The following is a 12,339-nucleotide window of genomic DNA, read 5'->3' as shown; positions in this document are numbered from 1 at the left end:
CTGACGCCCATGTCGCAACCGATCCTCGTGACCATCGACGGTGCCGTTCTCGACCCTGACGTGCCGTTTCTGCACGCCGACGACCTCGCTGCGGTGCGCGGCGACGGGATCTTCGAGACCCTTCTCGTGCGTGAGGGCACCGCCCGATGTGTGGGCCTGCACCTCAAGCGACTCGCCCGCAGCGCCGCCGCGCTGGACCTGCCCAAGCCCGACGCCGACGCCTGGCGGTCCGCGATCGACACCGGTCAGCGGGTCTGGGCCGACAAGAACGGCAAGTCGACCGAGGGCATGATGCGGCTGGTCTACTCCCGTGGACGCGAGAGCGCCCCCGCCGGCGCAGTGGTCGAACGCGACCACGCCGAAACCGGCATCACCCGCGAATCCAACGAGGCGACGGCCTACCTCACCGTCGGACCGGTGCCCGCTCGCGTCGCGACCTCCCGTTCCGAGGGCGTGAAGGTCATCACCCTCCCGCGCGGCTATTCGATCGACCATGCGGCGGACGCGCCGTGGCAGCTGATCGGTGCGAAGACCCTGAGCTACGCCACGAACATGGCTGCACTGCGATACGCGTCTGGCCAGGGTGTCGACGACGTGATCTACACCAGCAGCGAGGGTGATGTGCTCGAGAGCCCCCGGGCGACGGTCGTCGTGCTCAACGGCGACGCGCTGCTGACGCCCCCGGCCAAGAACGGCATCCTGCACGGGACGGCGCAACAGGCTTTGTTCGCGCTCGCCGAGAAAGAGGGCTTCCGGACCGAGACCCGACGTCTCCGGGCCGCCGATCTCATTGCTGCAGACGGGGTGTGGCTGCTCTCCAGCATCACCCTCGCCGCCCGGGTGACGGAGCTCAACGGGTACACGATGCCCGTTCCGGCCCGCGCCGAGGAGTTCGGTGCGCTGGTGGATCGGGCCATCGCAGGCTGACTTCGCCGGTCGGCGTCGGTCGGCCGCTTCACATTCGCTCCGCGCCCTCTGTGGTGCAGGAGACACCTCCGACCTCTGGCGATCAATGCTGCCCAGGTCTACGGTCGGCTGTAGTACTACGGAGGGTAGTAGCACTACTCGGACAGTGAGGTCCTGTGATGAACGCGCTCGACATCTCGCGATGGCAATTCGGGATCACGACGGTCTACCACTTCATCCTGGTGCCGCTCACGATCGGTCTGGCGCCGATGGTCGCGGTGATGCAGACCGTGTGGACCGTCACCGGCAACGAACAGTGGTACCGCGCCACCAAGTTCTTCGGGAAGCTGTTCCTCATCAACTTCGCGCTCGGCGTCGCCACCGGCATCGTGCAGGAGTTCCAGTTCGGGATGAACTGGAGCGAGTACAGCCGGTTCGTCGGCGACGTCTTCGGTGCGCCACTGGCCCTCGAGGGCCTGGTCGCGTTCTTCCTCGAGTCGACCTTCCTCGGTCTGTGGATCTTCGGTTGGGCGCGACTGCCCAAGAAGGTCCATCTCGCCTGCATCTGGCTCGTCGCGATCGGTGTCAACGCGTCCGCCTACTTCATCATCGCGGCCAACTCGTGGATGCAACACCCGGTCGGTGCGCGGTTCAACCCCGAGACCAAACGCGCTGAGCTCGTGGACTTCTGGGCCGTGATGACGAACAACACGACGTTGGCCGCGTTCCCGCACACCCTGGCCGGGTCATTCCTGACCGCGGGCACCTTCGTCGCCGCGATCGGCATCTGGTGGATGGTGCGCAACTCGCGACGGGCGAAGCGAACCGCCGACGTCGAACTGGCATCGACGCTGCGGACCGATGCCCGCACCCTCTACCGCCCGGTGACCCGCTTCGCGCTGTGGGTGATCGTGGTGTCCGGTGTGGCGCTCGCCATCACCGGAGATGTCCAGGGCAAGTTGATGTTCGAGCAGCAGCCGATGAAGATGGCGTCGGCCGAGTCGTTGTGTCACACCGAGACCGGCGCGGCGTTCTCCGTCCTCACCATCGGTACGCACAACAACTGTGACTCCATCACCCGGGTCATCGAGCTGCCCAACCTCACGTCGTTCCTGGCCACGAACACCTTCGACGCGACCCTCCCCGGCGTCGCCGAGATGCAGCAGTTCTACAACGAGACCGTCGGCCCCGGCGACTACCGCCCCAATCTGTTCGTCACCTACTGGGCGTTCCGCGCCATGATCGGGTGGGCCGGTGGGTCGGCGCTGCTGGCCCTGGCGGGACTGTGGTTCACCCGCAAGGGGCGGGTTCCTGAATCGAAGTGGTTGGGACGCCTCGCGATCGCAGCCATCCCGACGCCGTTCCTGGCCAACAGTTCCGGCTGGGTGTTCACCGAGATGGGTCGCCAACCGTGGATGGTGGTGCCCAACCCAACCGGTGACCCGAACATCCACCTGACCGTGCAGCAGGGGGTGTCGAACAACTCGAGTGCGACGGTATTGGTCTCGCTGATCACGTTCACGCTGGTCTACGGCGCGCTCGCGGTGATCTGGTTCTCGCTGATCCGCCGGTACGCGGTGGAGGGGCCGTTGGCCCATGACGCCCATCCGCCGACCGACGACTCGGCGCGCGACGGCGACGGCGACGGCGCGGACGACGATGCGTCCGAGAAACTTTCGTTCGCCTACTAGGTGAGAGGTCGGTTCCGATGAGTCTTCCGGAGATCTGGTTCGTGGTGGTGGCCGTGCTGTTCGCCGGCTACTTCCTCCTCGAAGGGTTCGACTTCGGGGTCGGCATGCTGATGCCGTTCGTCGGCCGACGCCGCGGCGAGACGGCGCAGGAGGGCGACGTCCGACGGCGCGTGCTGATCAACACCATCGGCCCGGTGTGGGACGGCAACGAGGTGTGGGTGATCACCGGTGCGGGTGCGATGTTCGCGGCTTTCCCCGGTTGGTACGCAACGATGTTCAGCGGCCTGTACCTTCCGTTGCTGCTCATCCTGGTCGGACTCATCGCCCGGGTGGTCGCCATCGAATGGCGGGGCAAGATCGACGACCCCCGCTGGCGGCGGTGGTGCGATGTCGGCATCGGGCTGGGATCCTGGCTGCCCGCCTTCCTGTGGGGAGTCGCGTTCGCGAACCTCATGCGCGGCCTGCCCATCAATGCCGACCACCAGTTCGTGGGCGGCATAGGCGATCTGGTCCACCCCTACGCATTGCTCGGTGGCGTGGCGACGACCATCCTGTTCGTGACGCACGGGGCGGTGTTCCTCTCGCTGAAGACCGCGGACGAGATGCGGGTCGCGTCGATGACCGTCGCCCGCCGACTCGCCGTTCCCACCGCGGTGGTGGTCCTCGCCTTCGGCCTGTGGAACCAGGCGGAGCACGGAACCCGTGTCACCGCAATCGCTCTGGCGGTGGCTGCGGTCGCCGCCGTCGTCACCGCGATCGCGACGACTGCGCGGCGCGAGGTTCTCGCGTTCGTGGCCACGAGTCTGACCATCGCAGCGGTCGCGGTCATCATCTTCGGCACGTTGTGGGGGGCCTTGATCCCGTCGACGATCGATCCTGCCTTCGACCTGACCATCGCGGGCGCCACCTCGAGCCACTACACGCTCACCGTCATCAGCTGGGCGTCGATCGTGACGGTCCCGGTGGTCGTCGGTTACCAGGCGTGGACGTACTGGGTGTTCCGGCAACGGATCTCCACCCGCGACATCCCGTCGTCGATCGGGCTGTCGATGCGGGCGCCCTCCGACGCGGCTGCCGAGAACCGATCATGATGAGCGCGACATCGCGACCGCCGATCGACCCCCGGCTGCTCCGCCGGTCGCCCAGCGCCCGTCGCTACGTCGTGATCACCAGTGCCATGGGTGTGGTGACGGCTGCGGCCGTGGTCGTCGGTGCGGTGGCCATCGCCGCGATCCTCTCGGAGCTGGTCACCGATCCGTCGTCGCAGTCGCTCGACGCCCAGGCGGCGCATCTCGGGATGGTGGCGGCGGCATTCGTGGTGCGGGTGGTCGCGACCATGGGCCACGACCGGTACGCGCATCGTGCGTCCGCGGCGGTCATCGCCGAACTGCGGGGTGCCGCGCTGGAGGCCCTCACCGACCCGGCGCGCACCAGCCCGCGCGATCTGCAGCGCCGGCGCGGCGACCTGATGACCGTCCTGACCCGGGGACTCGAAGGACTCGGACCGTATCTGACGTCGTTCGTTCCCTCGCTGGTGTTGTCGGTGACCGTCACGCCCGCGGTCATCGTGGTGATGGCGTTCACCGACCTGACGTCCGCGGTGATCGTCGTCGTCACGCTGCCGCTGATCCCGGTGTTCATGGTGCTGATCGGTCTGATGACCCGCGAGCGGACCCGCGCTCGCCTGAACGCCATGAACCGACAGGTTGCGCAACTCCTGGACCTCGTGGCCGGCATCCCCACCCTGCGGGCGCTGCATCGCGCCGACGAGCCGGTCGATCGTGTCGGTGCGCTGGGGCAGGCCAACCGACGCTCGACGATGGGTGCGCTGCGCATCGCGTTCCTCTCCGGTGCGGTGCTCGAGTTGCTGGCGACGCTGTGTGTCGCCGTCGTGGCCGTGGGTATCGGGCTGCGGCTGGTCTACGGCGAGATGAGCCTGAACGCGGGAATCCTCGCGCTGATCCTGGCGCCGGAGGTCTACCTGCCGTTGCGGTCGGTGGGTACGCAGTTCCACAACTCCGAGGCCGGTCGCACCGCGGCCGACGATGTCCTCGCGATCCTCGACCCGCCAGTTGGGCACGTACACCCGCCAGTTGGGCACGTACACCCGCTAGTTGGGCACGTACACCCGCCAGTTGGGCACCTACAGGCGTCGAGTGCCCAACCAACGGGTTCAAGTGCCCAATTGACGCCGTTAAGTGCCCAGTCGATGTCTGCAACCGCCCGGTCGACGGGGGTGGAGTTCGTGAACCTCGGGATCGTGGACCGCGACGGGTGGGCCCCGCGCGGACTCACCGCCCGATGCGAACCCGGCGTCATCACCGTCATCACCGGTGAGAACGGCACCGGCAAGAGCACCACGCTGCAGGCCATCGCCGGCCTGATCCGTCCCGACGAGGGCGCCGTCCTGATCGGCGACACCCCCGTGACCGGACCGTCGGTCGGCGACATCGCCTGGCTGGCCGAGCCACCGGTCGTGGTGCCCGGCACCGTCCTCGACAACCTCATGCTCTTCGACGCCGACCGTTCGGCCATCGACACCGCCGCGCGTGCCATCGGTTTCGACACCGTCGTGCGCGAACTACGCGACGGCGTCGACACCCTGATCGGTACCGGCGGTGTGGGCATCTCGGCCGGGCAGCGACAACGCCTCGCGCTCACCCGGGTGCTGGCGTCGCCCGCGCGGCTGCTCCTGCTCGACGAGCCGACCGCGCACCTCGACGACGCGTCCGAGGCCCGCGTCATCGACGCTCTGCGTGCCCGTGCGGCTGCGGGCGACACGGTCATCGTCGTCAGTCATCGACCGGCCGTACTCGCGTCCGCCGGGCACATCATCGAGATGGGCGCGGTCCATGTCTGATCCGCTGGTTCGCGCGCTGCGACTGCTCGGACTCCGCGTCCGACCGGTCGCCAAGTCCATGATGCTCGGTGCCGCGGCCGCCATGAGCGCACTGGCGTTGGCCGGCCTGTCGGCGTGGCTGATCACCCGGGCCTGGCAGATGCCACCCGTGCTGGCGCTGTCGGTGGCGGTCACCGCCGTTCGCGCACTGGGTATCTCGCGTGCTCTGCTGCGATATCTGGAGCGCCTGGCCACACACGACCTCGCCCTCGACGCCATGGCCACCGCCCGTCAACGGCTCTATCGCGCGTTGGCGGGTGGGTCGCCGTCGTACTCGGTGACGTTGCGTCGCGCCGAGATCGTCTCGCGCAGCGGCGACGACATCGACGAGGTGGGCAACGCCCTCATCCGCGGCCTCATCCCCATCGGGTCCGCCGCGGTCACCGCCGTCGCCGCCGTCGCGGTCATGGCGTGGATCTCGCCGTGGGCCGGCGTCGCGATGGCCGCCGCATGGGTCCTCGCCGGAGTCGTCGCACCGATCGCGGCCGCCGCGGGTGCCGCGCGCTCGGAACGCGACGCGCACACCGCGCGCGACGAGGTCGCCGAGATCACCGCGACTCTGCTGTGGCACGCACCGGAACTCGTCGTGGCCGGCCGTCGGGACTGGCTACTGGGCCGGGCCGAGGACGCCGAGCGTCGGGCGCTGATCGCTCACGACCGCGGGCGACGCATCGAATCCGCCGCCGCCGCGGTGTTGCCCGCCGCCTTCGCGCTCACGACCCTGATCGCGTGCCTGATCGCCGTCGGGATGAGCTCGACCTCCGACGCCACCACCATCGGTGTGTTGATCCTGTTGCCGCTCAGTGCGTTCGAGACGGCCGGCTCGCTCATCGACGCGGGCAGGCAACTGCACCGCAGTCGGCTCGCCGCGGCGCGGGTGATGGACCTCGTCGACGGGGCCGGGCCCGCCACCGACCTCGCGTCCGTACCCCGACCGAGCGCGTCGCGACCGGTGCCGCCTGATGCGACACCGACGCTGCGTACCGATGGTCTGCGCTGGGGCCACCCGAGCGCGACGGCGTTCGGCCCCGACACCGACCTCGACGTCATCGAACCCGGCGACCGGGTCGCGGTCGTGGGTCTCAGTGGCTGCGGCAAGACCGCCCTGCTGCTCACCCTCGCCGGATTGCTCGAGCCGATCGCAGGCACGGTGCGTGCGCCGGGTGGAACGCTCGACGACGCGGTCCGCTACTTCGGGGAGGACGGCCACGTCTTCACGACCTCGGTGCGAGAGAACCTGCTGGTCTCCCGCGGCGACGCGGGCGACGCGATGCTGCACGCGGCGCTCGACGCGGTCGGCCTGCACCACTGGGTGGCCGGACTGCCCGACGGCCTCGACACCGTCCTCGACAGCGGCGCCGACGCGATGAGCGCCGGGCAACGCCGACGTCTGCTGCTGGCACGGGCGCTGATCAACCCGGCACCAGTGCTGCTGCTCGACGAGCCGTGCGAGCACCTCGACCGCACCGAGTCCGACCGACTGCACCGCGCCCTGCTCGACCCCGACAGCGGTCTGGTCGAACCGGGACGCACCGTCGTCCTGGTGACACACCGTCTGCCGACGGACATCGGTACGGCCCGCGTGGTGGATCTCGGTTGTCAAGGCCGCCAGGCGCGGTCGCGTTCGCGTGCCGCGTAATCGATGACTCGATTAATCCGTTGCCGAGCGGTCGGAGCGCGCGTAGCGTCGGGCGTACACGAGGAAGGAGGTGGTCTGCAGTTGAAAAACATATGGACACGTGAGGTGACCATCAGTTAGGTGGCGTGTTGCCCGGGTTCCCCGGTGCGAAACCGCCCGTCACGGTTGACGTGACAGCGGCGCCGTCACCCTGCGAATCCCAGGTGGTCGCCCGGCCCCCGTACCCCTGTCATGTCCTGACAGGCTCGGCTCCCCAGGGAGCGGTGCGGGGGTCGTCCCATGTCCGGGGGGGTTCAGGCCCGGTCGGAACTCCGGTTGGCGTCCGACGCCATCGTCGTGGTGGTGCTCTGTCCGTCGATCGACTCGCGGATCAGGTCGGCATGGCCACTGTGCTGCGCGGTCTCGCGGAACAGGTGCAGCAGGATGCGCCGCACCGTGTGGTGCTGGCGGACCGGCGCCCACGGCGCGGTCGGGACCGGGATCAACAGGTCGAGATCGGGGACGGTCGCGATGAACTCGTCGGTGCGCTGAGCCTGGTCGCGGTACTCGGCCAGCCACGCCTCGAAGGTGTCGCCGTCGGTCAGCGTGTAGGCGTTCTCCGCGCCGGCCACATCGAACTCCGAGTCCGGATCGGCCTCCGCGATGGTCGTGATCCAGTACTTCTCGAGGTTCGTCAGATGCTTCACGAGACCACCGAGGGTCAGCTCGCTCACGGTGGATGCCTTGCGTGCGTCGTCCTCGGAGAGCCCGTCGAGGGTGACGAGGAGTGCCTTGCGCTGATCTCCGTAGATCTCGATCAGCGTCTCGCGTTCGCCCGGCACATTCGCGCTCGCAATCATCATCCTGTCAGCTTCTCACCAACAGGGCATTGCGCGCATCAACCCTTAGTCCAGTATCCGACACACCGCAGTAGTGCTACTTCACTGACGGGACGTCACCCGATGTGACGTTGCAACTTCGCCGAGAGCCGCGGGACCAGGTCGCCGTCGGCGTCGACACGTTCCTCGACGTAGGCGAGATCGCCGTCCTCGACGAGACCGTAAAGACGCTTGGCGCCGCCGATCTGGCGTCCGTCGGCGGTGCCGGAGGCCGACGTGATCACCACGTCGGTCACGAGCTCCCACGACGTCTGGTTCAACGGCGATCCGTAGAACAACTCGATCCATCCCTCGGCGTGCGTCACGAGGAACTCGATCGTCTCGTCGCTGTCGGGTCCGCTGATGCGCCAGAAGCCCGACTCCCGCAGGCTCGGGCCGACGTACTGGGCGTCGTCGTCGATCACCCAGGAGCGCGACTCCCAGCTCAGGTAGTTCTGCCCGTCGTGGCTGATGACGATCTGCTGCCCGAAGTGGTACTTGCCCGAAGCCGGATCGTTGCCCTCGCCCAGACCGCGCCAGACGCCGACCAGTGGAAGCAGGCCGAGCAGGCCCGGATGCAGATCGGGGCCTTGGCGCAGGTTGGCGGTGTCGTCGGGCAACGGGAGCCCGGTGAGGTTGGGGATGTTGGCGTCGGCGGTGTGCGCCGCACGCTCTTCGGCGGCAGCGATCGCATCATTGCCCGCGATGACGGGCGGCGTCGATTCCGCGCCGGACGCGTCATCGGTCGGCATGTGTGTCCCCGTGAGGTGTGAGCGCAGTGAGCGTGCGGATCACGACTCGTCGTTGATCAACCGGTACAGCGTGTACAGGCCGAACCAGACGATCGCGAGCGTCGCCAGCACCAGCAGGACTTCGAAGAAGATGACCACGTCGTCGATTCTACGACGAAACGTCGGGACCGCGTCACGCCGGTACTCGTGGGGTGGTCAGAGGGTGCCCGCGTCACGGACGTGGGATCTCAGCCGGTCGAGAACCTCGCCGAGCGACACGACGTCCTGCTCGGCGAGGGGCGCGAAGAAGAGTCGCTGCACGAGGTCGACGTGACCGGCGGCCGCGGCCTCGAGGGCCACGCGGCCGGCCGACGTCAAGGTCGCGTCGGTCGCCCGACCATCGGTCCTCGACGGGTGGCGCTCGGTCAGGCCGCGGGTACACATCCGTTTCAGATGATGCGACAGCCGGCTGCGTTCCCATCCGATCTCGGTGGCGAGGTCGGTCAGTCCGCGTCGTCCGTCGTCGCTGTCGGCCAACGCGACGAGCACCGAATAGTCGGCGAGCGAGAGGTCGGCGTCCTCGGAGAGTTGCCGGTTCATCTCATAGGTCATCTGCAGCGACAACCCCATGTACGAACGCCACGTCTGCTGCTGCGCAGCCGTCAGCCACGGCGCGTCCCGCGACTGGTCATTACGTGACATGTCATGTACTTTCGGGTCATCGATCACTCGGGCGACGTCCGCCCTCCGATCATCACCATAGAGGTTCCCGTGTCGCAGACCACCAGCACCAATTCGTCCGACGCCATCGCAGATGCCATGCGCCGCAACGTTCTCGAGGTGTTCAACACCACCGACGACGTCGCCCGCCGCGAGCTGATCGAGGCTCTCTACGACCCCAACGCCCACTTCTACGACGCCGAGGGGTCGGTGTCCGGGTACGACGCGATCGACGCGAAGATCCGGACGCTGCAGCTCGACGCACCCGGCCTGACGTTCACCATCGGCGTCGAGCCCGCGGTGATCGACGATCTGGGCCGCGTGTCCTGGGCCCTCGGGCCTGCGGGTGGTCCCGCGGTGGTGACCGGCATGGACGTCGCGCATGTCCGGGCGGGCCGGTTCACCGCGCTCTACACGTTCCTCGATCCGCGGTAGCCACACCCGCAGAGACGAGTCGCCCCCACCGCGATGCGATGGGGGCGACTCGTCGTCGAAGGGACGTGGGTCAGCTCGGGGCGACCGTGACGTCGTGTTCGAACACGCCGGTGCCGTCCGGGGTCACGGTGGTCTCACCGTTGCCCCGCGACGACAGCGCGCGGATGGTCCACGTGCCGGGCGCGGCGAAGAACCGGAAATCGCCGGTTCCGCTCGCGACGACCTCGGCGGTGAACTCGCGGGTCCCGTCGAGCAGGCGGACGAACGCGCCCGCCACGGGGGATCCGTCAGCGTCGAGAACCTGACCGGTCAGGACGGTCTCCTTCTCGACGTCGACTCCGGCGGGCAACTTCTGCCCCTGCTTCGGTGCTGCACACATATCTATTCTCCAAGCTCGATGGGGGCGCCCACCAGAGAGCCGTATTCGGTCCAGCTGCCGTCGTAGTTCTTGACGTTGTCGTAGCCGAGCAGCTGGGTCAGTGCGAACCAGCTGTGCGACGAACGCTCGCCGATGCGGCAGTAGGCGATGGTGCCCTTGGCGGGATCGATGCCGACACCGTCGTAGAGCTCCTTGAGCTCGTCGTCGGACTTGAAGGTGCCGTCCTCGTTGGCGGCCTTGCTCCACGGCACGTTGACCGCGCCGGGGATGTGGCCGGGACGCTGGCTCTGCTCCTGCGGGAGGTGGGCCGGCGCGAGGATCTTGCCCGAGTACTCGTCGGGCGACCGGATGTCGAGCAGGTTCTTGGTGCCGATGGCGTCGATGACCTCGTCGCGGAACGCACGGATCGACAGGTCGGGGGCCTCGGCCTTGTACGAGGTGCCCTGACGCGACACGGCGTCGGTCGACAGCGGGCGGCCGTCGAGCTCCCACTTCTTGCGACCACCGTCGAGCAGGCGGACGTCCTTGTGGCCGTACAGCTTGAAGTACCAGTAGGCGTAGGCGGCGAACCAGTTGTTGTTGCCGCCGTACAGGATCACGGTGTCGTCGTTGGCGATGCCGCGTGTCGACAGCAGGTCGGAGAACTGCTCCTGGTTCAGGAAGTCGCGACGGACCTGGTCCTGCAGGTCCGCCTTCCAGTCGAGCTTGATCGCGCCGGCGATGTGGCCGCCGTCGTAGGCGGTGGTGTCCTCGTCGACCTCGACGAGCACGACCTTGTCGGTGTTCAGGTTCTGCTCAGCCCAGTCGGCGCTGACCAGGACATCGGAGCGAGCCATGGTGTTCCTTTCATAGGGACGTACGTGATGTTTTGCCCGAGGGTTCATCGGTGGGATGTGCGCAGCGAGATACGGCGCGGATGGAACGGATGTGGTCGGGTGGCGGTGAGACCGCGAAGGACCCGACTAGCGACAGCGGCAGGTGGCGAATCGACAGAAGTCGATCGCCCGGCGGCGGGTGAGCATGAACTCACGGCGCGTCAGCATGGGGTCGAGGGTAACAAAGGCCGCGCGATCATCTGACCAGCGGCTCATCGGGGCGGACCGGTGTAGTACATCCAGTGCACGCTCTCCGCGTCGAGGAACAGCAACGGTGAGTAGATCTCGGGATGCGGAGTGCCCTCGAGCATGAGGTCGCTGCCGCTGCTCCGGGCAGACGTGGCCGTTGTGCCCCAGGCCATCGGCAACGGCGGGAGGGTGGCGGTGAACCGGCCAAGCACGACGTCGGAGTCGTCCGGGGCGACGGTGGTGCCCGAGTGCTCCTCTGGTCCGTCGTAGAAACCGGTCGCCTCGAGGTGCAGCGATCCGTTGCGCACGGATACGTCGACAGTGACGCTGACCTTCACTTCCCGCACGTCGGGCCGCGCCGTCTGGACCGTTCCGGTCATCAGGATTCCCGACGTCCGGGAGAGCAGGCCGTCGCCGGGGCCGCCTCCGCCCGCCTTTCCGCGAGGGGCTGGAGTGTTCACCGTCAGGTCGTCGATCCCGAGGAACCGGCCGAGGGCCACCGTGTCCAGCGTCGTCGAGGCGCTGGCCGAGGCCACGCGCAACCCGCTTTCGGGCGGGAACGGGCGGGTCAACGACCGCGACCCCCCGACCCGGACACCGGTGAGTCGCGATCGGATGTCGACATGACAAGGATTGTCACCCGTGCATGCGTGCGCCATTCGGGGCTGCCGGTTACCAGAGAAGGTCGCCGGTCCGGTCGCATCGACTGCTCGCGCCGTGATGCCGATGCCCGAGTAATGACCGTCGGCTATCGATCGGGTGGCGGGGAACCCGGAGATCGTGACCTCGGGTTCGTAGCGCAGGGCAGGCGATTCACCGTCGGATGCCCGCGATTCCATCAACGCACGCGCAAAGCTGCGCTCCGCATTGATGGCGAATCCGGTGTCGATCCCGAGGAGCGCGACGACCACTACAACCAGGCCCAGGGCGAGAAATGTGAGGGTCCTGCGCACTCGAAACCCTCCGTTCGACAGCGCCGGATCAACGGCCGGTAACAGGCTCGGGCCATATTGCGGTT

12 protein-coding genes are annotated in these 12,339 nt (G+C 67.9%); 6 read left to right on the top strand and 6 right to left on the bottom strand.

Annotated elements, in window-relative coordinates:
- Positions 1 to 9 precede the first annotated feature (9 nt).
- The 5 genes from LX13_RS04655 (at position 10) to cydC (ending at position 7,135) form a co-directional block, all read left to right on the top strand.
- On the top strand, positions 10 to 927 hold the full coding sequence (locus tag LX13_RS04655; protein WP_253660115.1) for an aminodeoxychorismate lyase: 918 nt from the start codon (positions 10 to 12) through the stop codon (positions 925 to 927).
- A gap of 158 nt (positions 928 to 1,085) precedes the next feature.
- Positions 1,086 to 2,597, top strand: a complete 1,512-nt coding sequence (locus tag LX13_RS04650; RefSeq protein WP_253660114.1) for a cytochrome ubiquinol oxidase subunit I — start codon at positions 1,086 to 1,088, stop codon at positions 2,595 to 2,597.
- Positions 2,598 to 2,614: 17 nt separating this feature from the next.
- Entirely contained in the window at positions 2,615 to 3,688 is a 1,074-nt protein-coding gene (gene cydB / locus LX13_RS04645) for a cytochrome d ubiquinol oxidase subunit II (protein WP_253660113.1), read from the top strand.
- On the top strand, positions 3,688 to 5,457 hold the full coding sequence (gene cydD / locus LX13_RS04640; RefSeq protein ID WP_253660112.1) for a thiol reductant ABC exporter subunit CydD: 1,770 nt from the start codon (positions 3,688 to 3,690) through the stop codon (positions 5,455 to 5,457). Before cydB ends, cydD begins: the two co-directional genes overlap by 1 nt.
- Positions 5,450 to 7,135, top strand: coding sequence for a thiol reductant ABC exporter subunit CydC (gene cydC, locus LX13_RS04635; protein WP_253660111.1), 1,686 nt, complete (start codon positions 5,450 to 5,452; stop codon positions 7,133 to 7,135). Before cydD ends, cydC begins: the two co-directional genes overlap by 8 nt.
- A gap of 293 nt (positions 7,136 to 7,428) precedes the next feature.
- Here the strand turns inward: cydC and LX13_RS04630 are convergent, their stop codons facing one another.
- The 3 genes from LX13_RS04630 to LX13_RS04620 all read right to left on the bottom strand — a co-directional run bounded on the left by LX13_RS04630 (position 7,429) and on the right by LX13_RS04620 (position 9,425).
- Entirely contained in the window at positions 7,429 to 7,977 is a 549-nt protein-coding gene (locus tag LX13_RS04630; RefSeq protein ID WP_253660110.1) for a DinB family protein, read from the bottom strand.
- A 92-nt stretch (positions 7,978 to 8,069) separates the two neighbouring features.
- Complete coding sequence (locus LX13_RS04625) at positions 8,070 to 8,744, bottom strand: heme-binding beta-barrel domain-containing protein (protein WP_253660109.1); 675 nt, start codon at positions 8,742 to 8,744, stop codon at positions 8,070 to 8,072.
- Positions 8,745 to 8,939: 195 nt separating this feature from the next.
- Complete coding sequence (locus LX13_RS04620; RefSeq protein ID WP_253660108.1) at positions 8,940 to 9,425, bottom strand: MarR family winged helix-turn-helix transcriptional regulator; 486 nt, start codon at positions 9,423 to 9,425, stop codon at positions 8,940 to 8,942.
- Positions 9,426 to 9,494: 69 nt separating this feature from the next.
- On the opposite strand from LX13_RS04620, the gene LX13_RS04615 reads away from it, so the two are divergent.
- Entirely contained in the window at positions 9,495 to 9,878 is a 384-nt protein-coding gene (locus tag LX13_RS04615) for a nuclear transport factor 2 family protein (RefSeq protein ID WP_253660107.1), read from the top strand.
- A gap of 70 nt (positions 9,879 to 9,948) precedes the next feature.
- On the opposite strand, the gene LX13_RS04610 is transcribed toward LX13_RS04615, so the two are convergent.
- From LX13_RS04610 to LX13_RS04600, 3 genes are all read right to left on the bottom strand, one after another.
- Entirely contained in the window at positions 9,949 to 10,257 is a 309-nt protein-coding gene (locus LX13_RS04610) for a DUF1416 domain-containing protein (RefSeq protein ID WP_253660106.1), read from the bottom strand.
- A 2-nt stretch (positions 10,258 to 10,259) separates the two neighbouring features.
- Positions 10,260 to 11,093 carry a sulfurtransferase gene (locus LX13_RS04605; protein WP_253660105.1) on the bottom strand — a complete coding sequence of 278 codons (834 nt, stop codon included), beginning with the start codon at positions 11,091 to 11,093 and terminating at the stop codon, positions 10,260 to 10,262.
- A gap of 251 nt (positions 11,094 to 11,344) precedes the next feature.
- On the bottom strand, positions 11,345 to 12,274 hold the full coding sequence (locus LX13_RS04600; RefSeq protein ID WP_253660104.1) for an LmeA family phospholipid-binding protein: 930 nt from the start codon (positions 12,272 to 12,274) through the stop codon (positions 11,345 to 11,347).
- Between the last annotated feature and the right edge of the window lie 65 nt (positions 12,275 to 12,339).

Origin of the sequence: Williamsia maris, from assembly GCF_024171815.1 — a bacterium.
In the GTDB taxonomy this organism is placed as follows: domain Bacteria; phylum Actinomycetota; class Actinomycetes; order Mycobacteriales; family Mycobacteriaceae; genus Williamsia_A; species Williamsia_A maris.
Note: the sequence above shows the minus strand (reverse complement) of the source record. Positions and strands in the feature narration are given on the sequence as shown.

Bases quoted from the DNA above. Each gene is read 5' to 3' on its own strand.
- LX13_RS04655 (WP_253660115.1), top strand. From the start codon at position 10: ATGTCGCAACCGATCCTCGTGACCATCGACGGTGCCGTTCTCGACCCT.
- cydB (WP_253660113.1), top strand. From the start codon at position 2,615: ATGAGTCTTCCGGAGATCTGGTTCGTGGTGGTGGCCGTGCTGTTCGCC.
- cydC (WP_253660111.1), top strand. From the start codon at position 5,450: ATGTCTGATCCGCTGGTTCGCGCGCTGCGACTGCTCGGACTCCGCGTC.
- LX13_RS04605 (WP_253660105.1), bottom strand. From the start codon at position 11,093: ATGGCTCGCTCCGATGTCCTGGTCAGCGCCGACTGGGCTGAGCAGAAC.
- cydD (WP_253660112.1), top strand. From the start codon at position 3,688: ATGAGCGCGACATCGCGACCGCCGATCGACCCCCGGCTGCTCCGCCGG.
- LX13_RS04650 (WP_253660114.1), top strand. From the start codon at position 1,086: ATGAACGCGCTCGACATCTCGCGATGGCAATTCGGGATCACGACGGTC.
- LX13_RS04625 (WP_253660109.1), bottom strand. From the start codon at position 8,744: ATGCCGACCGATGACGCGTCCGGCGCGGAATCGACGCCGCCCGTCATC.
- LX13_RS04610 (WP_253660106.1), bottom strand. From the start codon at position 10,257: ATGTGTGCAGCACCGAAGCAGGGGCAGAAGTTGCCCGCCGGAGTCGAC.
- LX13_RS04620 (WP_253660108.1), bottom strand. From the start codon at position 9,425: ATGTCACGTAATGACCAGTCGCGGGACGCGCCGTGGCTGACGGCTGCG.
- LX13_RS04630 (WP_253660110.1), bottom strand. From the start codon at position 7,977: ATGATGATTGCGAGCGCGAATGTGCCGGGCGAACGCGAGACGCTGATC.